This window comes from Streptomyces tyrfis (assembly GCF_037034285.1).
Taxonomy (GTDB): Bacteria; Actinomycetota; Actinomycetes; order Streptomycetales; family Streptomycetaceae; genus Streptomyces.
In genome coordinates this window covers 29,943-52,124 of record NZ_JBAGJZ010000052.1, presented here as the reverse complement: position 1 = coordinate 52,124, position 22,182 = coordinate 29,943, and the positions used below count along the sequence as shown (strand labels likewise).

Genomic DNA, 22,182 nt, shown 5'->3' with positions numbered 1-22,182 from the left:
CGGCGTCCGCGAACGAGCCGACCGAGCCCATCGATCGGCTCGGCCGGCCGCACGAGGCCCGAGGCGGGGGACGGACTCTCGGCCACGAGCGAGGACGGCGCCCGGACCAGTCGGACCGCAGTCGGGCGCGACCACGGCCGGGTGCGTGCCCCGCGTACCAGACGCCGCACGCAGCCCGGCCGTCATCGCCGGGCGCGGGCCGTGGTGAGCAGCGGCCGCGCCGGTCCGGCTCCGTGCTCCCGGTCCTTGCCGTGCTCGCCCACGGCTCCAGCGTCCTGCGCGCCGGCGGGCCGCCCGAGCATCGTGAACGGATCCGTCGCCGCCGTGCACGGTGACTTCGGCGACGTCCGGTTCACGGAAAGGACCAAGGGCATGGAGTTGTTCGTCAACCCGCTGATGGCGCTGTACTTCTGTGTGGACCTGCCTGGACTGGCCCGCCGCAGTCTCTACCCCGACCTGCTGGAACGGACGTCGCTGATGCGGCAGGTGAGTTCCGTGATCGAGGAGTTCCGCGCCACGCTGCCCCGTCGGCGTCCGCCCTCGGACATTCCCGCACTGGCATGGGCGAGCGCATTTCCGCGCACGGCCAGACCCTGCCGGCCGACCTGCGCCACCGGGCTGGCCGGCCGTAGTTGACCGGAGCAGCGACCGACCGGGGAGGGCGAGTGCTCCAGCACCTCATCACACAAGACGAAGACCTGCGCATGGTCCCCGCCGACCGCGATCAGTTGACCACCGCCGTCGAAGGGCCGCGCGAGGAACTGCGGGCGCTGCCCGCAGATGCGGACCCGCCGGACGCGGATGACGGCCCGGTGGATCGGCATCGGCCTGGTGAGCCTGGGCGATCACCACGACGCCCAGGCGTTCCTGCGGCAGGCACTCGGCCTGGCCACGACCTGCGGCGACAGCCGGGCCGTCATCGCCACCCAGCTCAACCTCGGCGACGCCTACCGCTACGGCGGCGACACGGAGACCGCGGACGCGCTCTACCGCGGGGCCCTGGACGCCGCCCGGATCCGGCGCCCGGAACTCGTCGACTTCGCCCTCCAGCACTTCGGCAAGCACCTCATGGAGCAAGGCGACCTTGTGGTGGCGCGCGCCCGCCTGGAGGAAGCGCTGCGACTGCGGATGGCCAAGGGCGACCCCGAGCTGATCGAATCCACCCAGGCCGCACTCGACCGCGTCGCCCTGCTGATCGGCCAGGCCGGCCCCGGCGCGGTTGGTGACGCGGAAGCGCCACGATCGTGATCCCCCGGCGTAGCCGCTCGGTAGCCCCTGCCACGGAAGGTGACCGAGCTGTCGGGCAAGGCGGCGACGCGTCGCTGACCGACGGGTCGTCAGAAGTCGTACGGCTTCTCGGTGTTCCAGTTCAGAACGTCGGCCTCGTTCCAGCTGAACTGCGGCTTCTCGCCCTTGACGTCGACGGAGTAGAAGGGACCGCTGCGACCGTCCGCGCCGCGCAGCGCGATGGCGAACGACTGCGCCGTGTGGTTCTTCGATCCGTAGTCGAAGAGGTTCACCGCGCTGTATGCCTTGTCTCCGGGCCGGAGCGTGATGTGCTTGGCGCCGCCCGGGTTGTCCTTCTTCGAGTGCGGCAGTGCGGCGTCGTCGACGTCCCCGCCGAGCTTCACGGCCGGGTACGAGGTGACCCAGCACGGCTGGGCGCCCTCGTTCGACGCGGTGACCAGCAGGTGGTCGCCCTGCTGACCGGCGAACCGGTGTACCGCGGTGACCAGCATCTCGTCTCCGCGGCACCGCTGGACGCCGGCTGTTGTGCCCTTGCTCGCGGCCTCGTCCGTCCTGTCCGAGGCGGTCACCGAGCGCACCCCCTCCTTGGTGCCACCTCCGCTGTTGGCCTGTTCCGCGCCGGCCTTGCCGGCCCCGTCAGACGCGGACCGGCTCTGCGCGGTACCAGCGGTGTGGTCGCCGCCCGCCGCCTTCGAGCCCTCGTCGGCGCCGCCGCAGGCAGTCAGACCCAGCGCCAGCGCGGCGGTGACGGCGGCCAGAGCGGCGGAACGGGCAGTACGGCGGGCATAGTGCGTGGTCATGATGAAAGTTCCCCCATGGTCTGTCGGAACACGACGCCTCCCCTGTTCCCGCAGGGCGACCGGCCGCATCGGCTGTTTGCTGCACCCCATGAGATGACGTCGGCGCGGGCGCCGTTCACTCGGGTCTGTCCGCGTTCGGTAACAAGGCAACTGGGCGCATGCGCACCGGTGTTCACGCCGTGCCCGTCAGCGGCGCAGTGCCTCCGCGGGAGCGGCGCGCTCGACGCGGATCGATTCACATGCCCGTGGTACGAAGGCGGCAGGGCGAGTCTCGCACCGCGGGGCCGTCAGGGCGCGTCTGCCCATCGATTGCCCGTGCCACGGGGAATAGGGTCAGGAGAGTGTCGAAGCGTCAGCTTTTCTGCTTCGCGGCGGCACTCGGTGCGTAGGCCTCCTGGATTTCGACGCTCTTGGCGTTCAGCCGGATGGCGCAGGCCAGGCAGATGGCCGAGGGCTTTTGGTGGTATCCGAAGGACGCCCAGGTTCTTCTGCCGCCTGCGATGAAGACGCGCGGTGACCGGCAGTCCTGGGCACGGCCTCCTGCTTCGTGATCGCCCGCCACGAACTCGCCCGGTGCCGTCGTCCGCATGTCCGCGAGGTCTCCTGGGCTCAGGTCCTCGATGGCGCCCAGGTCCGGCAGGGCCTCGGCCTGGTCGTACGACGGCGTCCGAGGTGCGAGGGGGGTGTCATCGCGAGGCAGAGGTGGTGATCCGGCCCAGGAGAGCGGCGAGTCGCCCGGGCATGGAGAGGAACGGCGAGTGACCGCTCGGCAGCCGGTGGAAGCCGCGGTCGCCCGCTCCGTGAAGGACGGGACGCTCTACGGGCGCAGCCGTACGACCGGCCGGAGCGTTGGCGCTGGGCAGGCCCACGGCGTGCGACCGGCCGACCGGCGGCGTCGAGTTCGGCGTGTACGGGCTCCCAGCAGCAGGCTCCGTGCCAGGCTCCGGCCCCGTCCGGGTCGATCTGACGACGGGCGAATGCAGCATGCTCGGCGCGGTCGAGGCCAGGGAGATGGATCTGTTCGACATCGATGAGCTTGCCCTGCCGGGCCCGGGCGGCCGGCGGCTGCTCCCGCCCGAACTGGTGGACGCCTGGCGTGTGGCCTTCGACGCGGAGCCGGCCGCTCCCGACCTCTCAGCGCCCGGGAGAAGGTGCTGGTGGAACCGCTGACGGCGGGGAAGGGCGTGCGCGGACTACGTGTCCTGGCGGATCAGATCGGCGGCCTTCTCTGCGATCATGATCGTCGCGGCGTTGGTGTTGACGGAGACGATCGTGGGCATCACCGACGCGTCCGCGACCCGCAGCCCCCGGATGCCGTGCGCCTTCAGGTCCGGCGCGACCACCGCCTGGTCGCCGGTCCCCATCGCGCAGCTGCCCACGAGGTGGAAGTACGGTCCGGTGGCGCGCGCCAGGAATGTGCGCAGTGCCGCCTCGTCGGTGGCGCCGTCCCCGGGGAGCACCTCGCGCGGTCGCCATGGTGTGAAGGGGCTCGCCGCCGCGATGTCGCGTGCGACCTGAATGCCGTGCAGCATGCGGCGGATGTCCGATTCCTCACCGAGGTAGTTCGGGTCGATCAGCGGCGGGGTGTCCGGATCGGCGTCGGCCAGGCGCACCGAGCCCCGGCTCTGGGGCACCGTCACGACCCCGTCGGTGAAGCTGTTCGCGGGGGCCCGCATCGTCGGCGGATGGTAAGGCACATGAATGAACACCAGCTGCATGTCGGGGCCGCGCAATGACGTGTCGCTTCGCCAGAGCAGTGAGGTCTCCGCCAGGTTGGCTCGCCCTGCGGGAATCGGTCGGCTCGCTTCGTAGACGAGTCCGCACGTCGGATGGTCGTGCAGGTTGCGCCCGACGCCGGGCAGGTGGTGACGGACCTCGATGGCGATGCGGCGGAGTTCGTCGGCGGGGCCGATGCCCGACAGCAGGAGGAGCCGGGGGGAGTCGACCGCTCCGCAGCTGACGATCACCTCACCGGTCGCGTACGCGGCCGCTGTCTCGTCCTGGCGCCGGTATTCCACGCCCGTACACCGCTCGCCGTCGAAGAGCAGGCGGCGCGTGCGGGCGTCGGTGAGAACGGTGAGGTTCGGCCGGCGGCCGCGCAGCGGATCCAGATAGGCCTTGGCCGTGCTCTGCCGGCCGCCCTCAGTGATGTTCAGAACGTGCCAGCCCGCGCCCTCCTGCCCCGCTCCGTTGAAGTCATCCGTCACGGGGTCCCCGGCCGCCGCCGCGGCGTCGACGAAGACCTGGGAGAGCGGGTTGCCGTCCTGAGCCGGTGCCGGGCGCATCGGGCCGCTGTCGATCCGCGCACACCTCGGACGACGGCACCACCGGGGTCTTCGTCGGCCCCTGGCGTCGACTGCTCGCCGACTGGTGCGCGGCGCACATCCCGGCCGGGGCGTCAGAACCGTCGGGCGCCTTGATGAGCTGTTGATCGACCAGTGAGCCGGGGTCCTCGGGCACGCGGCACACTCCCGCCGGACACGGACGTCGAAAGCCGCACGATGTCCTGGGCACCGGGCGCCGAGGCCGGGCAGCGGCCATCGGCGAGCACGGCCCCGGACGCGGGTTCAGGCATTGAGATCGAGGACACGGACCGGTTCGCCCTCCCACCGATCCGGGGCGGTGGTGGCGACGATGGCCCCGTCGGGGCGGTCCGGGGTGGGCTGAGCCGCGTACCGGCTGTGCGCCGCCGCCCACGTCTCCTGCCGGGCCACCGCCAAGGCGGCCGGCAGGTCCAGGTCCAGGACCGTGATGCCGGGCAGGGCGGCCAGGTGCTCCGCCGTGCCGGGCCGGGACCGGTCGGCCTCGACGAGGGCACACGCCGGGGCGTAGAGGAACCAGCCGGCCTCGGCGTGGGCCCGGTGGATGAGCCGGGAGGCAAGAACGTTGCCCCGGCCGACCGCGGTCATCGCCGTGTCGTCCAGGACGATGTGCAGGGCGTCGCTCACCGGGCGGTCACCCGGGCCAGGCGCCGGTCCAGCTCACTGTCCAGGTCGTCCGTCTCGGAGGGGGTGGGGGCATAGCCCGTCCACGCCTTCAGCGCCGCGCGGGCCTTCTCCGCGCGCTCGGCGCGCTCGGCCGGAGTCAGCAGCGTCTGAGCGAGACGGGCCAGGTACGCGCGCAGCGACAGGCCCTCCGCCGCCGCGATCGCAGCGAGCCGGTCCTTGGCTTCCTCGGGGATGCGGACATTGGCATCGGCCATCATCGTGCTCCTTCCCATCCCCCAGGGTACGGGTACGTACCCGTAACCATCGCCGCCAGGCGGGGCGGGCGCCGTCACCGATGCGCCCGACGGCGGAGGAGCGGCGCGCGGAGCCGCAATAACGACTCCTAACAAAGTGTCGTAGCGGTCCGGCCCGCGCAGCCTCACATCCGGGATCTCAGCACGTCGACCTCACAGCCCGGTGCGAAGGGGTCGAAGCCGTGCTCGATCAGCCAGCGAACTGCCAGCAGGCTCCGCACCGACCACCACCCGTGGATCACGTCGAGGTCGATGTCGGTGCCGTAGCCGGCGATGACGTCGTCGAGGTGCTCCTCGTGTCCGAGCGTGAAGGTGGCGAGGTCATACAGGGCATCACCCTGGCCCGCCTCGGACCAGTCGATGATGCCGGTGACCTCGTCGCCGTCGACGAAGACGTGCGCGATCTGCAGGTCGCCGTGTGTGAACGCCGGAGTCCACGGCCGGAGAGCGGCCTCGGCGACCTGGCGGTTGCGGACGACGAGGTCGGCGGGCAGGACGCCGTTCGTCACGAGCGACTCGCACGCGTCGTCGAGTTCCGCCGCCAGCGCGGCGATGCTCCGCCCGGCCCGGCCGGGCCGGGGCGGCAGGGGCGCGTCGTGCAGCTTCCGGATGGCGGCGCCCGCCGCGGCCCACGCCGCCGGCGACCCGGTCGAAGGCCCGCCGAGGCGCCCAAGCGTCGTCCCCGGGAGCGCGGCGATCGCGAGCACGGGCGGCTTGCGCCACAGGACCTCCGGGGTCGGGACCGGCGCGAGGAACATCGCCTCGACCTCGACGTCGATGCGCGCCTGATCGGCGTCCACCTTCAGGAACACGTCACCGACGCGCAGGGTCGCGCGCTCGGAATGGGCGACGACGACTTCGACCTCATCCATGGGCGACCAGTATCCCGGGGACGATCGCCGATGTCGCCGGGTTTGTCGCGTGTGATTAGGCGGCTGACCGTGTCCCGCTACCCGGTGACCTCGTGCACGACATCGGCCGTTGACCAGGTCACGCCCACCACTTGTGTCAGGACTCCCGAGGCCCCGCCCGCGCGGGACGTACCAGTGGGGCCCGGCGTGATCCGTGCCCCACTGGACATCGGCGAGCCGCTACAGGACGGCTACGGTGAACGGCCGGTCCGCTCCCTTTCCGCTGCTGTCGCTGGTGACGACGGTGATGGTGTTGGCGTTGTTGCCGCAGTAGCTGTGCGGGGCGCCGATGGCGGTGATCTCCCCCCGGTAGTTGTTGAGCGTGGCGACGATCGCCGCGTTGGCGAGGTCGTTGACGGCGTTGGGCGCGACCTTGACGCAGTAGACACCGGCACCGGTGCCCCGGGTGACCGACTGGACGTTCTTGGCGCCCAGAAGCTTGGCGTCGGTGGACACCTTCGCGGCGGCGCGGGCGTAGGGGGCGTCGATGTCCGCGGCCGCGGCGGTGCCGGACAGGACGGTCAGGGACGTCACGGCGCCGAGGGCAAGGGCGAGGACGCGGCTGGTGACCGTGGGTTGCATCATCTTCTTCACTACCCTTTGCAGTCGGGATTGTTACAACGAGTAACTATCTCGTGGTCGCGAGCCGCTCGCGGACACTTCCGAGGCGAGCCCTCCGAACGGAGGACCTCGCACCTCCGGTGTTGACCCCAGCCCTGTCGACGCCCGCGCGCCGATCTCGGCTGGATGCCGCCCAAACCGGGGATGCCGAACAGGCCATCGCCGCCGTCGACACCCCTCTCCCCCGCCCCCCGCCCCGGACGTCCGCGAGATCCCCGTCGGCGTCGGCAACCGGCTCCTCGGCCGCACACCACGCGGCGCCTGACCGGCTCGGGTCCGGCACGAGGACGGCACCAGTGCCGGTGCACGAGGCGTTCGGCGCGGGCCGCCGGCCTCGAAAGGCGGCCGCCGTCCGGATGCCCGTCGCGACGAACGGTCGCCCCGCCGCCTCTCCGACCGCGGTCCCGCGGGGTCCGAGACCGCAGAGACAAGCCGGTCGGTCTCATAGAACCGGGCGATGAGGGTCTCCGGCGCCTGGCTCTGGTGGAAGTCGAACATCACGCCGTGCCCGCCGGTGAGGTGAATGGCGTCGTAGTCCTCGGCCTCGGCCTCTACCTCGGCCACGGAGACGGTGTTCTCCAGCTTGTTCATGAATTCCCGGTCAGCGCAACGCTTGTCGGTGCCCGGCTCACCGAGGACACCGTGGGCCAGGATCTCCGGGTCGATCGGAACATGCCCGCCCTGGCGCCGGCGATCGTGAGCTCGAAGCCGGCCTGCTCGGCGACGTCGTAGAAGTGGGTCAACTCGCCCAGCCACAAGCCGGTGCGGTAGCCGACCTTCTCGTATTCGCCGGCGCTGGTGACGATGATCAGAATGCGGTTGGTCCTGGTGACCACGACGGGCCTTCCTGCTCGGAGTTCTTCGGCGGGCGCAGTCCGTCCGCCGCGGCCGACCCCGTCCCCGGCCTGGCGGGCCAGGCGGGATGTCAGCGACCGGAACTGCTTCCGTTCGGCAGGCTCCAGGGCGGTCAGGGCCGCTTCTTCGGCCGCGGTGACCTCGTTCTCCAGCGTCCGGAAGGTCTCGACACCCAGCGAGGTGGCAACGACTTTCCGTGCCCGCCGGTCGGCCGGATCCGACTGCCGCTCGACCAGCCCGGCCTCGGCCAGGTCGTCGATCACATACGGCAGCACCGAGCGGTCGATTCCCAGGCAGTCGGCCAGCTGAGACTGGTTGGGCATGTCCTTGCACACCGCTGTGTACAGCGACAGGCCGCAGGCAGGCCGGCGCGGCGAACCTGCGCGGTCACAGCACCGGCGACTGCCTGACCGCAGGGCACGGACTCGTGCGACCGACCGGCGGGTCGCGGACACGCTCGGCAACGGCCTCCGCTCCGCTCCGGCCGATCGCGTCTCCCGCCGCCGCGAGCGCCTCGGCGCTGTGCCGCGAGGCCGAGGAGCCGAGGAGCCGATGATGAGGGCGGCGGCCGTGGCCCTGCTCGCGGGCCCCGTATCGACTGGCCCCGCCACCTGGGCCCTGCTACACCGGAAAGCAGGGAGGTAGGGCATGCCTCGTGATCTCGTCAAGGGGCTGGCCGTGCTCATCGCGGCACTGGCGTCTCCGCTGGTCATCTGCGCGCTCCTGCTGCCTGTCCGAGGCACCCTGTCCTCCACCAACGTGGCCCTGATCCTGATGTTCGTCGTCGCGGCGGTGGCCACCCTCGGCTACCGCTGGGCCGCGGCGCTCACGGCTCTTTCCGCCGCGGCAGGGTTCGTCTTCTTCTTCACCACCCCGTACGCAAGCTTCACCCGCTTCAGCCACCCGGACGACATCATCACCATCGGGCTGCTGCTCGCCGTCGGCCTCGCGGTCGCTCAGCTGGCTCGCCGCTACACCCGTGAGCACGCCATCGCCACCACGCTGCAGCACAGCCTGCTGCCCCGCACGCTGCCGGACACCAGCGCCGTCCGGACGGCGTTCCGCTATGTGCCCGCCGAGGCGGAGGTCAGCGGGGACTGGTTCGACGTGATCCCTCTCCCAGGATTTCGCACCGCCCTCGTGGTCGGTGATGTGGCCGGCCACGGCCTGCACTCCGCGGTCACCATGGGGCGGCTGCGCACCGCGGTCCGTAATTTCTCCACCCTTGACCTCCCGCCCGACGAACTGCTGGCCCGCCTCGACGACCTGGTTGTTCAGATGGACGCGGAGGAGGGCGCCAGTCAGGGGATGACCGTCGGAACCACGTGCCTGTACGCGATCTACGATCCGGTCTCCTGCAGCTGCGCAATGGCGAGTGCCGGGCACTTTCCGCCCGCCATCGTCTATCCCGACGGCCGCGTCGAGATTCTCGACCTGCCCGAAGGACCCCCGCTCGGCGTAGGGGGCCTGCGCTTTCAGGCCGTCGACCTGCAACTGCCGGAGGGCACACAGCTCGTGCTCTACACCAACGGGCTCATCGTGAACCGTCACCGCGACATCGGGGCCGGCCTGAAGCTGCTGCGCGACGCGCTCTCCAACGCGGGGGTGGACCCGGAAGAGACGTGCGAGACGCTCCTGGAGGCGGTGCTGCCCGCCCATCCGGATGATGACGTCGCCCTCCTGATCGCGCGAACCCGCGCGTTTCCGCGTGATCGGATCGCTGAATGGGACATCCCGGCTCTTCCCGCCGCGGTGCCCGCCCTGCGCGCCGAGGTGCTCGCGAAGCTGACCGACTGGGACCTGGAGGAGGCGGCATTCACCACCGAACTCATCCTCAGCGAGCTGGTCACCAACGCCATCCGGCACGCGGCGCCCCCCGTCCACCTGCGCCTTCTGCTCGATACCAGCTTGGCGCTGGAGGTCAGCGACAGCAGCAGCACCTCCCCGCACCTGCGCTACGCGACGGCCATGGACGAAGGCGGCCGCGGAATCTTCCTCGTCGCCCAGTTCGCCGAGCGGTGGGGAACCCGCTTCACCCCTACCGGGAAGATCGTCTGGGCCGAGCAGCCGACCCCGTCAGCTCGCCTCTCCCCCGCCCTGGCATCAGCCGTGTGACCGGGCTGGACTGCCCGAAGCCCCTCACCCGCTGCCCTGCCGCCGTATCACCGAGGCCCGCGATCCGGAAGACCCCGCCCGGCACGTCGCCGGCCTCAGAGGTCCCCCATGCCGTTGCCGAGCCGCCCCACTCACCGAGAGTGCGAGATCGCGGACCGTCGGTCACGGTACCGGGTCAGATGAGCTTCATCAGCTCGCGCGCGTAGGCTCGCGCCTTCGGTACGCGCTGCTGAACGAGGTGGTCGGCCAAGCGCTTCTGGGACTGCTTCGCCAGCAGGTACCAGATCGCATTCCCCGCGATCGCCGAGTGCGCATACCCATGGACCTCCGCGACCTCATCGGGATCGTCGGGATCAGGTTCTTTGCCGGGGGGATATTCCTGAACATCGCCCTCGCTCTCGTCAAGCGCGGCCTTTCGATCCAGGAACGCGGCGAAGCCCTGGTCGCCCAGCACCTCGGCGACCTCGCCGACCCCGATGCCGCTCGACTCGAACTCCTCGGCCAGCAACTCGACAACGACCGACGGTTCTGGTCGCGGGGCGAACGTCACCCCCGCCCGCGCCTCCCAGCCCGCCTTGCAGGCCGCGTACTCGGGGGAAGCCAATAGGTCACGCATAACCATGAACAGAACCTATCGCGCCAGATGGTCGCTCCACGGCCCGGTCGGCCGGGACACGTACGGACCGGAGCTCCGCCTGATCACCGGGCGGACCTGGGGCTGCGGGGCCGGGGAACCGTGCTCTCCGCCCCGGCCGGCCTCGGGCTGGGGCGGGCGGCGTGGCCCCGCTTCGCGGCTCGCCGGCCGCAGGCCGCCTGCTGGGTGGTGCGGCGTCACCGGGCAGGAGGGTCGCCGGGCCTCCCGCGCGGTGTCGCCGGGCCCGGCCCTCCGCTCCGGCCGGAGAACCGGGCCCGTGCCGTGTGCCGCCCCGCTCGGCCGGCCTCCCCCGGAGCCCCCTCCCCCGGCCATCCCGGAGCGGTGGAACCGGAGCCCGCGCCGATGCCGGTGAGGAAGGCGCCGCCCGGTCGGAGATCGGTGCGGCGGCCCGGTCCGCCCCCGGGAGCGCCGCCGCACCCCTGCCCGCGGACGTGCGAGGTCAGACGGCGTGGCCGAGTTGGGACAGCGCCAGGTAGAGCGTGTCGGCGAAGTGGTCCGCGGCTGCGGTGTCGATGCACAGTGGAGGCTTGATCTTCAGGATGTTGAGGTGGTCCCCGGTCGGCTGGACCACGACGCCGAGGTCGAGCATGCGGTCGCAGAGCTCCGCGGTCTCCTCGGTGGCGGGCTCCAGGGTGGTGCGGTCGCGTACGAGTTCGAGGCCGAGGTAGAGGCCGGAGCCGTGGACGGCGCCGATGATGCCGCAGCGGGAGGCGAGGGCCTGGAGCCGGCCCTTCAGGTGGGCGCCGACGCGGACCGCGTTGCCCTGGAGGTCCTCGTCGCGCAGGGCGTCCAGGACGGTGAGCCCGACGACGCTGGAGACCGGGCTGCCACCGGTGGAGGAGAAGAAGTAGCCCTGTTCGCGGTACCGGTCGGCGATCTCCCTGGACGTGATGACGGCGCCGAGGGGGTGACCGTTGCCCATGGCCTTGGCGACGCAGACGATGTCGGGGACGACCTGCTGCTGCTCGAAGCCCCAGAACCAGTGGCCGAGTCGGCCGTATCCGGCCTGGACCTCGTCGGCGACGGCCAGACCGCCGTGTCGGCGGACCGCCGCGTACACCGCGGCGAGGTAGCCGTCGGGCAGGGCGACCCCGCCGGCGTTGCCGTAGAAGGTCTCGCTGACGAACGCCCCGGCCGGGCGTCCGGCAGCGGCCAGTTCGTCGATCGCCGCGACGGCCTCCGGCGCGTAGCGGGCCGCGTCGGCCCCGCGGTGGCGGCCCCGGTAGGAGTTGGGCGAGTCCACGGTGTGGACCCAACTCGGCCGGGTGGCAAGGGCGTTCGGATTGTCCTGGAGGGAGGTGGAGACCGCGTCGGAGGCGTAGGTCCAGCCGTGGTACGCCTCGCGCAGGGCGACCACGTCGGGCCGGCCGGAGGCGCCGATGGCCAGCCGCAGGCCCAGATCGACCGCCTCGGAGCCGGAGTTGACCAGAAACACCGTGTCCAAGGGGTCGGGGAGGAGAGCGGCGAGGCGCTCGGTGAACTCCACCACCGAGGCGTAGTGGAAGCGCGAGTTGGTGTTGAGCCGCCGCAACTGCCGTGCGACCGCCTGCTCCACGCGGGGGTGGGCGTGGCCCAGCGGGGTGACGTTGTTGACGATGTCGAGGTAGGAGCGGCCGTCGGTGGACAGCAGGTGGTGGCGCCACCCCCGTTCGATCCGGGGCGGTGCGGCGTAGTAGTGCTCCTGCACCGTCGCGAACACGGCGCTGCGCCGCTCCAGCAGGTCGGTTCGCTCCGCGCGGTCGTCGGCGGCCAGGCCGAGGAGCGGGGCGGGGTCGGCGGTGAGCGGCAGCCAGCCGACGGCGTACTCGGGACGCACCAGGGGCGGCACGGCGGGGCCGTCGGCGTCGCGCAGCGCGAGGTGGACCGCGGTGCCGGCCGGGAGGAGGACGAGCTCCTCGCCTCCGCGGACCGCCGCGCCGGCGGTGACCAGCGGGCGGATCGTGGAGGCGAAGGACAGCTCCAGGACCCGGGGGCCATGGGTGATCTCCAGCAGGCCGGGTTCGGCGGCGAGCACCCGGCCGTCGTCGGGCGCCTGCGCCACGACGGTCCGGCCGGGCCACAGGTCGACGCCGGTGGGCACGGTGGCGGGGGAGGCGGCGGCCAGTGCGGGAGCCCGGGAGAGCCGGACCCGGGCGTACGGGGTGTGGGCGGCGGCCGCGCCGCGGGCGAGGGCGGCCGCCGCCAGCCGGTCCTCGGCCCCGGCTTCGAGCCAGGCCCCGCCGTCCATCGAGTCGGCGTCGGTGGACAGGTCGAGCACGGCGAAGCGGTCGGCGGTGATGTCACGCAGCAGGCGGTGCGCCGGCGGGGCGACCGGGGCGGGCGCGGTGGCGAAGCCCGCCGCGTCCTTGACCAGGTTGGCCATCACCGGCAGCGGCAGGCGGGTGGCCTGTTCGAAGACGCGCCACTCCCGGTCGAGCGCGGCCGTGGCGTAGGCGTTGTCCGCGTCGACGGCGGCCTGCTGCCGCCCGCTCACGACGAGGCCGGCGGCGCGCAGGACCACGAGCGGCCAGAGCGCCTCGGCCTCCTCGGCGGAGAGCGGCCGCACCGCGTGGAAGGCGCGGACGGCGGGCAGCGTGTGGTGGGGTTCGACGCCGTCGTGGTGGAGCATCGAGGAGAGCGCCACGGCGAGTTCGCCGACCGCCCAACTCGTGGTCAGGTCGCCGAAGTCGATGACTCCGTCGGGCGTCGGCGGACGGCTGTCGGGGCGGCGGACCAGGTTGTCGTCGGTGAGGTCCAGGTGCACCGCCTGCGTCGGCAGCGCCGCGGCGACCTCCTGGACGCGGGCCCAGGCCTCGGCGGCGGCGTCCTGGACGGCGGCCCGCCGCTCGGGCTCGTCGATGTGTCCCGCGAGTCTGGCGACGACACGGTCGGCGTGCCGCGGGTCCCACTGGAGGACACGGTCGAGGCCCGGGTGCCGGAACTCGCGCAGGGCGACGCTGACCTTCGCGGCGATCGTGCCCATCGCCGCGATCGTGCCGGGGGACAGGTACCGCGGCCCGGACAGCGCGCCACCGGGCAGGTGTCGCAGCAGGCGGGCGACGGCCGGCCCGCTCCCGGACTCCACCGTCGCACGGCGGGCGGAGCCGTCGGGACGCCGCAGGACGGTGGCGACCCGCAGGTCCGGGTGCGCGGCGGCGATCAGGTCGGCGGCGGCGTCCTGCGCCTCGATCTCCATGGGGCCGAAGGCCGGGTTGGCGATCTTCAGGACCGCCGCGGTCGTCCCGTTCCCGTCGCGCAGCAGGAAGTTGGCGTCCTGCTGGCTGCCCAGCGGTTCCGCGTGCGCCTCGATCCCGAGGTGCCGGGCGGCTATGAGCTCGGCCTCGGCCGGTGTGGTGCGCGGTGCGGGGAGTGCGTCCTCGGCGAAGAAGTCGATCGTGCGGTGCTCGGTGTGCGGCATTGGGGGTCCTCGGTGCGATGCGTGGCGGTGGCGGATCGGGGCGGACGCTCGGGCGCTTCAGCCGACGTGCCACAGGAAGCGGTGGGTGTGGATCGCGAAGTAGGGGAAGTTCTCCACGGCGGTGACGCCCTCGACGGGCCGCACGACGTCGTTGATGAAGTCCAGCAGGTCGTTCGGCCGGGCGCAGACGACCTCGACGAACAGGTCGAAGGTGCCGGCGGTCAGGACCGTGTACACGACCTCGTCGTGCCGGGAGAGCGCGTCGGCCACTGCCCGGGGGTCGCCGTCGACGTGCAGGCCGAGCATGGCCATCGCCCGGTGGCCCATGGCCATGGGGTCGGTCACCCCCACCACCTGCACCGCCTTGGCGTCGGTCAGGCGCTGCAGCCGGAGTCTCGCGGCCGACGGCGACAGGCCCACCTTCGGCCCCAGCTCGGCGTAGGGGATCCGGCCGTCCACCTGCAGCTCCCGCAGGATGGCCCGGTCGATGTCGTCCATGGAACACCTCTCTGCTGCCGGAACGATGGCCCGGAACGCTGTGAAGAGCACGATGCCCGATTCATGCGCTCGAATCAACCGTCTGTTCGCTTGAATCGAGCGCGTGGACGCGCGGATCGATCGTCTCGGTTGCGCGTGCCGGACAGCCCGTGGAACGCGTACGGCCGTCCCTCAGGACTGCCGGACGGCGTCCGGCAGCGGGTCCGCCTCGCTCCGGCCCCTGGCACGGCCCTCCCCCGCGCCCGGTTCCTCGGCCGCTTCCTCGCTGAAGCTCATCACCGGAGGCCTGCGCCGGAACATCCGCGTCAGGAACAGCAGGTAGAGGAAGCCGACCGCCATCCAGCACAGACCGACCTCGAAGGTGATGCCCTCCAGGCTGGTCCAGAGCCACAGGGTGAGGGCGAAGCCGACGGTCGGCAGCACCCCGTAGGACAGCAGGTCGAGCCCGCTGCGGCGGCGCCGGTCGACGAAGTAGTGCTTGACCACGCTCAGGTTGACCGCGGAGAAGGCGATCAGGGCCCCGAAGTTGACCATCACCACGGCGTTGTCCAGGCTGATGAACAGTGCGACCAGCGCCACCGCGGACACCAGGGACGTCGCGAGGACCGGGGTGCGGAAGCGGGGGTGCAGGGTGCCGAACACCCGCTTCGGCAGGACCCCGTCACGGCCCATCGAGTAGAGGATCCGGGACACGCTGGCCTGCGTGGTGACGCCGGAGCCGAAGGCGCCGGCCACGTACACCGCGACGAAGAACGAGGTGAGGGTCGATCCGCCGAGCTGGGCCATGATGTCCAGGCCCGCGCTGTCGGGGTCGCTGAAGGACGAGCCCGGGTGCACCAGCGCGCCCATCCAGGCGACCGTGATGAAGAGCAGGCCGCCGATGACCGTCGTCAGCACGATGGCCCGGGGGATGGTCCGGCGCGGCTCCTTGGCCTCCTCCGACATGGTGGAGACGGCGTCGAAGCCGAGGAAGCTCAGCGCGAGAATCGCGGCGCCGGAGAAGGCCGCCGACATTCCGGAGGCGCCGGGCGCGAAGGACGAGAACGGGTCGGGGGCTCCGTTGCTCGTCACGTGCTTGACGGACAGAGCGACGAAGACCACGACGAGCACGCCGGCCATGCCCACCACCAGTGTGCTCAGCCGTCTGATGAAGTTGACGCCCAGCACGTTGAGGAGCAGCGAGAGCAGCAGCGCGGCCAGCACGAAGACCCGCGCCGGGACCGACGGGAACTGGCTGTGCAGGTAGATGCCGATGAGCAGGAAGTTGATCATCGGCAGGAAGAGGTAGTCCAGCATCAGCGTCCAGCCGACCATGAAGCCGACGTGCCCGCCGAAGGTCTGCTGCGTGTAGGTGTACGCCGAACCCGCGATCGGAAAGGCGCGGACCATCCGGGCGTAGCTGAAGGCCGTGAAGAGCATCACGACCAGCGCGATCAGATAGGCCGCCGGGAGGTGGCCTTCAGTCACGCCGGCGACCGCCCCGTAGGTGGTGAACACGGCCACCGGGGCGAGGTAGGTGAGACCGAAGAGGGTGAGCCCGGGCAGCCCGAGGACCCGCTTGAGCCTGGGTTGCGCGGAGAGGTCAGTCGCCGTCATGTGCCGTTCCTTCCGGGGTGGGGCGGGGGCCGATGGGCGGGACGCCGGGGGTGCGCCCCGCCCTGCGGTCACGAACCGGCCGTGTGGGTGCGCTCGCCGGCCAGCCAGGTGCCGAGGACCTCGACGGCCGGCACGTCGTGCGGGTCGCAGTCGCGCGGGTCCCGGCCGAGCCATACCAGGTCGGCGACCATGCCCGGGGCCAGCACACCGCGGTCGTCGGCCATCGCCTGGTGGGCGACGCCCGCCGTGTAGCAGGCCATCGCGGTCTCGATGTCGATCCGTTCCCCGGGCAGCCAGCCGCCCTCCGGCAGGCGCTGCGGGGTCTGCCGGGTGACCGCGACCGGCAGGCCGGTCAGCGGGCGGTGGTCGGTGACCGGCCAGTCGCTGCCGAACGAGACCCGGGCGCCCGAGCGCAGCAGCGATCCCAGCGGGTACTGCTGCCGGGAGCGGGCGTCGCCCAGGCGGGGCATGGTGAGGTGGGTCATCGCCGGGTCGGGCTGCAGCCACAGCGGCTCGATGTTGGCGATGACGCCCAATTCCGCGAAGCGGGTCAGATCGGCCGGGTCGACCATCTGCACGTGGGCGATCACCGGGCGGCGGTCCCTGGGGCCGCGCGCCTCGGTGAGGTGGGCGATCGCGTCCAGGGCCGTGCGGACGCCCGCGTCGCCGATCGCGTGCAGGTGCGGCTGGAGGCCGAGCCGGTCGATCTCGACCAGGGCCTCGCGCAGGTCGGCGGCGCACCAGACCGGCATGCCCCTGGTGCAGGGGTCGTCGGCGTACGGTTCGAGCAGGGCCGCGGTGCGGTTCTCGATGATCCCGTCGACGAAGAACTTGACGGTGCGGACGGTCAGCCGGTCGTGCCCGGCCGCCTCGACCCGGTCGCGGTCGGCGGCGAACACCGCGAGCTGCTCGCGCCAGCGCGTGGGGTCGGCCCGCAGCGCGAGGTTCACCCGGGTGGCCAGGACGCCCCGGCGGGCCGCCTCCAGATAGGCGTCGACCGCCTCGTGCTCGACCCAGGCGTCCTGGATCCAGGTGACGCCGGCCTCGGCGTACGCCCGGGTGGCGATGGCGAGCGCGCGTACCCGTACGTCCAGGCCGCGCCCGGGCGCGGCGTCGAGGACGGCGTCGACCGCGTCCCACTCCATCATCGTCCCGGCCAGGCTGCCGTCCTCGCGGCGCAGGAACCGGCCGCGCTCGGTGTCCCGCGCGGAGTCGTCGAGGCCGGCCCGGCGCATGGCCTCGGTGTTGCACCACAGCGTGTGGTAGTCCCAGGCGCGCAGGGCCACCGGGCGGTCGGGGACGGCCGCGTCGAGCCAGCGGGCGTCGAAGGCGCCGTCGGGGGCGAGCGTGGAGTCGTAGCTGCCGCCGAGGATCCAGTCCCCCTCGGGGTGCTCGTCGGCGTACCGGCGGACCTCCGCGACCACCGCCTCCACGCTGGTACAGGGCCGGACCTGCGGGCCGAGCGCTTCGTAACCGGCCTGGTCGGGGTGGCAGTGGCCGTCCCCGAAGGCCGGCATCAGCAGTCCCCCGCCGAGGTCCAGCACCTCGTCGGCCGACCCGGCGAGTTCCTCCGCCGCGGCGCCCACGGCCTCGATCCGCCCGTCCCGCACGGCCAGCGCGGTCGGCTGCGCGGTGCCGGGGGGAGTGGGAAGGCCGGTCCAGACGGTGGCGTGGCGGAAGACGGTACGAGGCATGCGGGACTCCAAAAGCGAATGCCGTTCGTTTTAGTGGACGCAGGTTAGGCTCGCTCGACGTTGCTTGGGAAGAGGGATGTGGAAACCGAATGAGCGTCAGCTCTCGGAGGACGGGTCGCCCGACGACCCCCGTGCTCGGTCGCGAGGCCATCGTCCGGGCCGCGCTGGACCTGATCGACGAGGTGGGCGCCCAGGGGTTCTCGATCGCCCTGCTGGCACGGCGGCTGCGGGTGCGGCCCTCGTCGCTGTACAACCACGTGAAGGGCCGGGAGGACATCCTGGCCGGGGTACGCGAACTGGTGGCCGCGCCGATCGACGCCGGCGTCTTCGAGAACCACCCTTGGGACGAGGCGCTGATCAGCTGGGCGCGACTGTACCGCGCCGCCTTCGCCGCGCATCCGCAGGCGGTCTCGCTGCTGGCGACCATCCCGGTGTCCGGGGCGCACCGCACCCTGCGGATGTACGAGGCGGTGGTGGCCGGGCTGGAGCGCGGCGGCTGGCCGACCGCGTCGGTCATCCCCGTCATGGTCGGCGTGGAGTCGTTCATACTGGGCTCGGCGCTCGACCTGGTGGCGCCGCCCACGATGTTCGACCCCGGGCCGGACTCCCCCGAGGTGCCCCGGTTCACCGCCGCGGTGCGCGCCCGGGACGAGTCCTCCGCCTCGCAGGCACGCCCGGTCGCCGACCTCGCCTTCGAGGTCGCGCTCTCGGCGCTGGTCGACGGCCTGCGCACCCGGCTCGCCGCGGAACTCGCCTGACGGGCGGCGAGCCGCGATCGGCGCGCGGGGAGACGCGATCTGACACGTGGTCACCGACGCCCTCGGTCGCTGCGCCGCAGGGAAGTTGACGATCAGTCATACGACGTGACGGGGCGCCGGCGCCGCGGCCTCCGGGAGCCGGGGTGGGGCCGAGTGGCCGGGAGACGGATGCCTCGGGAGAGGCTTCGGCCGAAGCGCTCCCGGTCCTACTCGACGCGCACGGCCTCGACCACGGACAGCACGGTCGGCGTCGGCACGATTCGTCGCAGGCGCAACCCGGCCTCCTCGAAGAGCCGCGCGAAGTCCTCCTCCGTGCGCTCCCTTCCCACGAGGGAGGCCATCATCATCAGGTCCAGGGTCTTGGACTGGTGGGGCAGGTCGCCGGACGGCACGACGGCGTCGATGACGAGGATGCGGCCGCCGGGCGCCATGGCCTGCCGGCAGTTGCGCAGGATCGTGGCCGACTGCTCGTCGTTCCAGTCGTGGAGGATGCGCTTGAGGAGGTAGAGGTCTCCCGCCGGGACCGACGAGAAGAAGTCGCCCTCGGACAGTGACCAGCGGTCGGCGATGTCCTCGTCGCCGAGCCGGTGGCCGGTCAGGACGTGTGCCTGGTCGTGGAGGATCCCGCTGAGGCCGGGCTTCCGGCGCAGCACCTCGATGAGCAGGCCGCCGTGGCCGCCGCCGACATCGACGACGGTGCCGGTGGGCGGGAAGTCGTAGGCCTGGGCGATGGGCTCGTTCTCGGGATCCGACATGGCGGCCATGCCGACGTGGAAGACGGCGGCGGTTTCCGCGTCACGCGCGAAGTGGTCGAAGAACGGTGTCCCGAAGATCTCGGTGAAGGCAGAGCCTCCGTCGGTCAGGCAGCGGTGCATCTCTCCTGCGGGGCGCCACATGGTGGGGTCGGTCAGCATGAGGATCGCGGCACGGGCCGAATGGGGGGCGTCCGAGCGCAGGGCCTGGCCGGTGACGGTCAGTCGGAATCGCGACTCGCCCGTCTCCTCGACCACACCGCGAGTGGCGAGCAGCCGCAGGACTCGACCGAGGTTGCGGACGTCGGTGCCGGTCGCCTCGGCGAGCCGCTCGACGCTCTCGTCGCCGTCCGCCATGTGGTCGGCCACCCGCACGGCGGCTGCGGCGCGCAGCGCCGCGGGAAACAGGAACCCCAGGCTTTCATCGATCAGCCGGGCGGCGGACTGCCGTGCCGTGTTCATGATGTGTCACCTTCTCTTGGCGGGCCGAATGACGAGAAACGGGCCGGGTGGGGAAAGGGCGCGAACAGTGTCGCGCGGCTTGCTCGCTGCTTCCGAGGGCTCAAGCATCCGGGGGCGGGTCCGATCAGGGGCCAGGATGGCGCACGGGATGGTGCAGGGACGGCTTCCCGACGGGTTCGGTAGCCGCTGGTCCCAGTGCATCTTCTGGGGCGCGGCGGGGCCAGAGGGCTTCCGGCCGTCTTCACCCGGACGTGGGTCCTCGTACTGCCGGAGACGGCCGCGATCGGCCGTCTCCCGGCGCGCCGCATCCATGGTCCGGTGAGCAAGGCCCACGTCACTCGGCCCTGCCCTTCACCTAAGGGCTGTCCCGTAATCCCTGGCGGGCGTGCGATGACAGCTGCGGCGCCTCGCGGCGTTGTCGGAACGCCCGCATACGTCCAGTATGCGGGCGCCCCTCCGCCTTGCGACGCACCACATCTGACGCCGCACGCTGATCCACCACAGATTACGGGACAGCCCTTAGCCATCGAGTCGGCGTCGGCCTCGACGGCATACGCCTCCCAGGGTTCCTGGCCGGGGCCGTGGACCCAGACCTTGTCCTGGAGGGCGTGGCAGCGGGCGGTGTCGTTCTCGACGTCGGTCGCCAGACCCTGGTCGGCGATGGCGAAGTCGGCGTAGCCGCCGCGCAGTTTGGCCGGCTCGGTGCCGAAGAGCTTGCTGTGGGAGGAGGCGATCGAGGCGGGAAGGTCGGGGACGCGCAGGGCGAGCTGTACTCGGGACATGACGATCCTCCTGGCGCGGGGCGGAAGCGTCCCGGCCGTCGGAGGGCAGGGACGCGCCGGGTCGGGTCAGCAGCAGCCGCCGGACGGAGCCGATTCCTCGGCGGCCGCGGCTGGCAGAGAGGCGCCGACGCCGATCTGTACGCGTGCGGGCGCGGGTGCCGGAGCGGCGCAGCAGCCTCCGGCGTCGGTCTGGTCGGCCGCCGGGTCGTCGAAGCTGCCGGAGCCGCCGCAGACCCCGGTTTCGGGAAGGGTGAGTTCGACCTCGTCGGCGGATTCCAGGTTGCCGGCGAGCGCGGCGACGACGGAGCGGACCTGCTCGTAGCCAGTCCTCGTGAGGAAGGTGGGGGCGCGGCCGTAGGACTTCATGCCGACCAGGTAGACGCCGGGTTCGGGGTGGGAGGGCTCGCAGTGCCGTGGGGATGGACGGTGCCGTAGGAGTGCTGGTTGGGGTCGATGAGCGGGGCGGGCCCGGTGGGGGCCTGTAGACGCTCGTCGAGACCGAGGCGGATCTCGGAGAGGAAGGACAGGTCGGGGCGGAAGCCGGTCAGCACGATGACCTCGTCCACCGGGTCGAGGCGGCGTCCGTCCTCGCCGGCCAGGATCAGGCGGCCGTCGGTGTCGCGTTCGATGGCTTCGGTGCGGAAGCCGGTGACCGCGTCGGCGTGGCCGTCGTCGACGGCGGCCTTCGCGGCCAGGCCGAGGGCGCCGCGGGCGGGGAGCTGGTCGGCGGTGCCGCCGCCGAAGGTGGATCCGGAGATGCCGCGGCGCAGGATCCACACCGCGTGTGTGCCGGGCTCGTCCTGAGCGACGTCGGCCAGGGCGGCCAGGGCGGTGAAGGCGGAGGCGCCGGAGCCGATCACGGCGGTGCGCCGGCCGGCGTAACGGGCGCGGGGTTCGCGAGGTCGGGGACGCGGTAGGCGATGCGGTCCCCCGCCGTCTTCTCGCCGAGGGCGGGAAGGCCGTCGGCCCCGGCCAGGCCGGGGGTCGTCCAGGTGCCTGAGGCGTCGATCACGGCGCGGGCGAGTAGGCGTTCCTCGCGGCCGTCGGCACGGGCGACGTGGACGACGAAGGGCTGAGTCCCGCGGTCGGCGTCGACGATGCGGTCACGGCCGGCACGGGAGACGCCGGTCACCCGGACGCCGGTGCGGACACGGTCGCCGAGTACGTCGGCGAGGGGCTGGAGGTAGAGCTCGGCCCAGTCGCCGCCGGACGGGTTGACGGCCGCGTCCGGCTCGGTCCAGTCGGTCGGGGCGAGAAGCTTCTCGGCCGCCGGGTCGACGACCTCGCCCCAGGTGGAGAACAGCCGCACGTGCAACCACTCGCGCGCCGTCGTCCCGGCGGCGTCGCCGGCTTCCAGCACCAGAGGCTCGATGCCGCGGTCGACCAGGTGCGCGGCGGCGGCCAGGCCGACGGGGCCGGCGCCGATGACGACGACCGGAAGGTCTGCGGTGGTGGTCACAAGTGGTGGTCAAAGGTCTGCAGTGGTGGTCATGGGAGTGATGTCCTCCGAGGCGGGCGGCCGACGCGGCCACTGTTTCGATAACTGTCGATAACCGTCTCCCACCACCTGAAGAAGCTGCACGAGGCCGGCCTCCTCACCTCCGAGCGGCGCGGGACCTGGGTCTATTACCGGGTCGCACCGTCCGTCGTGGCGGCCATGTCCGCCATGCTCGACCTGCGTCCCTGACCAACGGCCAACGGTCAACGGCCTTGCGCCGACGGGGCAGTCGGCACAGCCGGGCGGGCGGCAGCGGCCCACCGCGACGCAGCGGTCTCACGTGTTCCGAGGCGGTCGGC

Annotated in this window: 19 protein-coding genes and 3 pseudogenes; 6 read left to right on the top strand and 16 right to left on the bottom strand. The window is 72.2% G+C overall.

Annotation, left to right across the window (positions count from 1 at the left end; all coding sequences use genetic code 11):
- The first annotated feature begins 303 nt into the window (after positions 1 to 303).
- Together WA762_RS29935 and WA762_RS29930 are read left to right on the top strand one after the other, a co-directional pair.
- Positions 304 to 636: a hypothetical protein gene (locus WA762_RS29935; RefSeq protein WP_443080715.1), complete on the top strand. Its 333-nt coding sequence runs from the start codon at positions 304 to 306 to the stop codon at positions 634 to 636.
- A 165-nt stretch (positions 637 to 801) separates the two neighbouring features.
- Positions 802 to 1,248, top strand: a complete 447-nt coding sequence (locus WA762_RS29930; protein WP_335939819.1) for a tetratricopeptide repeat protein — start codon at positions 802 to 804, stop codon at positions 1,246 to 1,248.
- Positions 1,249 to 1,337: 89 nt separating this feature from the next.
- On the opposite strand, the gene WA762_RS29925 is transcribed toward WA762_RS29930, so the two are convergent.
- Entirely contained in the window at positions 1,338 to 2,048 is a 711-nt protein-coding gene (locus WA762_RS29925; protein ID WP_335939817.1) for a DUF4232 domain-containing protein, read from the bottom strand.
- Between the two features lie 352 nt (positions 2,049 to 2,400).
- A complete protein-coding gene (locus tag WA762_RS29920; RefSeq protein ID WP_335939815.1) occupies positions 2,401 to 2,637 on the bottom strand; it encodes a hypothetical protein in 237 nt (78 codons plus the stop codon).
- 260 nt (positions 2,638 to 2,897) lie between these two features.
- Between WA762_RS29920 and WA762_RS29915 the strand changes: the two genes are divergently transcribed.
- Positions 2,898 to 3,218 (top strand): hypothetical protein, encoded by a 321-nt coding sequence (locus WA762_RS29915; protein WP_335939814.1) that lies wholly within the window; start codon positions 2,898 to 2,900, stop codon positions 3,216 to 3,218.
- Between the two features lie 23 nt (positions 3,219 to 3,241).
- On the opposite strand, the gene WA762_RS29910 is transcribed toward WA762_RS29915, so the two are convergent.
- The 6 genes from WA762_RS29910 to WA762_RS29885 all read right to left on the bottom strand — a co-directional run bounded on the left by WA762_RS29910 (position 3,242) and on the right by WA762_RS29885 (position 7,999).
- Entirely contained in the window at positions 3,242 to 4,333 is a 1,092-nt protein-coding gene (locus WA762_RS29910) for a GMC family oxidoreductase (protein ID WP_335939812.1), read from the bottom strand.
- Positions 4,334 to 4,615: 282 nt separating this feature from the next.
- The gene (locus WA762_RS29905) at positions 4,616 to 4,996 is read right to left on the bottom strand and encodes a PIN domain-containing protein (RefSeq protein ID WP_335939810.1); all 381 of its coding nucleotides are present in this window, start codon (positions 4,994 to 4,996) and stop codon (positions 4,616 to 4,618) included.
- Complete coding sequence (locus WA762_RS29900) at positions 4,993 to 5,250, bottom strand: hypothetical protein (RefSeq protein ID WP_335939809.1); 258 nt, start codon at positions 5,248 to 5,250, stop codon at positions 4,993 to 4,995. Before WA762_RS29900 ends, WA762_RS29905 begins: the two co-directional genes overlap by 4 nt.
- Before the next feature lie 164 nt (positions 5,251 to 5,414).
- Positions 5,415 to 6,161 (bottom strand): phosphotransferase family protein, encoded by a 747-nt coding sequence (locus tag WA762_RS29895; protein WP_335939807.1) that lies wholly within the window; start codon positions 6,159 to 6,161, stop codon positions 5,415 to 5,417.
- Positions 6,162 to 6,380: 219 nt separating this feature from the next.
- Positions 6,381 to 6,785 carry a hypothetical protein gene (locus tag WA762_RS29890; RefSeq protein WP_335939805.1) on the bottom strand — a complete coding sequence of 135 codons (405 nt, stop codon included), beginning with the start codon at positions 6,783 to 6,785 and terminating at the stop codon, positions 6,381 to 6,383.
- 623 nt (positions 6,786 to 7,408) lie between these two features.
- On the bottom strand, positions 7,409 to 7,999 hold the full coding sequence (locus WA762_RS29885) for a MarR family winged helix-turn-helix transcriptional regulator (RefSeq protein ID WP_335939804.1): 591 nt from the start codon (positions 7,997 to 7,999) through the stop codon (positions 7,409 to 7,411).
- Between the two features lie 325 nt (positions 8,000 to 8,324).
- On the opposite strand from WA762_RS29885, the gene WA762_RS29880 reads away from it, so the two are divergent.
- Positions 8,325 to 9,791, top strand: coding sequence for an ATP-binding SpoIIE family protein phosphatase (locus WA762_RS29880; protein ID WP_335939802.1), 1,467 nt, complete (start codon positions 8,325 to 8,327; stop codon positions 9,789 to 9,791).
- 175 nt (positions 9,792 to 9,966) lie between these two features.
- Here the strand turns inward: WA762_RS29880 and WA762_RS29875 are convergent, their stop codons facing one another.
- The 5 genes from WA762_RS29875 to WA762_RS29855 all read right to left on the bottom strand — a co-directional run bounded on the left by WA762_RS29875 (position 9,967) and on the right by WA762_RS29855 (position 17,631).
- Positions 9,967 to 10,413 (bottom strand): hypothetical protein, encoded by a 447-nt coding sequence (locus WA762_RS29875; RefSeq protein ID WP_335939800.1) that lies wholly within the window; start codon positions 10,411 to 10,413, stop codon positions 9,967 to 9,969.
- A gap of 472 nt (positions 10,414 to 10,885) precedes the next feature.
- Positions 10,886 to 13,843 carry an aminotransferase gene (locus WA762_RS29870; RefSeq protein WP_335939798.1) on the bottom strand — a complete coding sequence of 986 codons (2,958 nt, stop codon included), beginning with the start codon at positions 13,841 to 13,843 and terminating at the stop codon, positions 10,886 to 10,888.
- A gap of 57 nt (positions 13,844 to 13,900) precedes the next feature.
- Positions 13,901 to 14,341, bottom strand: a complete 441-nt coding sequence (locus WA762_RS29865) for an Lrp/AsnC family transcriptional regulator (protein WP_335939796.1) — start codon at positions 14,339 to 14,341, stop codon at positions 13,901 to 13,903.
- A 171-nt stretch (positions 14,342 to 14,512) separates the two neighbouring features.
- Entirely contained in the window at positions 14,513 to 15,937 is a 1,425-nt protein-coding gene (locus tag WA762_RS29860; protein WP_335939794.1) for an APC family permease, read from the bottom strand.
- Between the two features lie 68 nt (positions 15,938 to 16,005).
- Positions 16,006 to 17,631 carry an amidohydrolase gene (locus tag WA762_RS29855; RefSeq protein WP_335939792.1) on the bottom strand — a complete coding sequence of 542 codons (1,626 nt, stop codon included), beginning with the start codon at positions 17,629 to 17,631 and terminating at the stop codon, positions 16,006 to 16,008.
- A gap of 89 nt (positions 17,632 to 17,720) precedes the next feature.
- Between WA762_RS29855 and WA762_RS29850 the strand changes: the two genes are divergently transcribed.
- Entirely contained in the window at positions 17,721 to 18,389 is a 669-nt protein-coding gene (locus WA762_RS29850; RefSeq protein ID WP_335939790.1) for a TetR/AcrR family transcriptional regulator, read from the top strand.
- A 206-nt stretch (positions 18,390 to 18,595) separates the two neighbouring features.
- Here the strand turns inward: WA762_RS29850 and WA762_RS29845 are convergent, their stop codons facing one another.
- The 3 genes and pseudogenes from WA762_RS29845 to WA762_RS29835 form a co-directional block, all read right to left on the bottom strand.
- Complete coding sequence (locus WA762_RS29845) at positions 18,596 to 19,603, bottom strand: methyltransferase (RefSeq protein WP_335939788.1); 1,008 nt, start codon at positions 19,601 to 19,603, stop codon at positions 18,596 to 18,598.
- Positions 19,604 to 20,103: 500 nt separating this feature from the next.
- Positions 20,104 to 20,385 (bottom strand): annotated as a pseudogene (locus WA762_RS29840) (glyoxalase/bleomycin resistance/dioxygenase family protein); the annotation flags it as partial.
- A 66-nt stretch (positions 20,386 to 20,451) separates the two neighbouring features.
- Positions 20,452 to 21,844: pseudogene (locus WA762_RS29835) on the bottom strand (FAD-dependent oxidoreductase).
- 93 nt (positions 21,845 to 21,937) lie between these two features.
- Between WA762_RS29835 and WA762_RS29830 the strand changes: the two are divergent.
- Positions 21,938 to 22,072: pseudogene (locus tag WA762_RS29830) on the top strand (ArsR/SmtB family transcription factor); the annotation flags it as partial.
- Between the last annotated feature and the right edge of the window lie 110 nt (positions 22,073 to 22,182).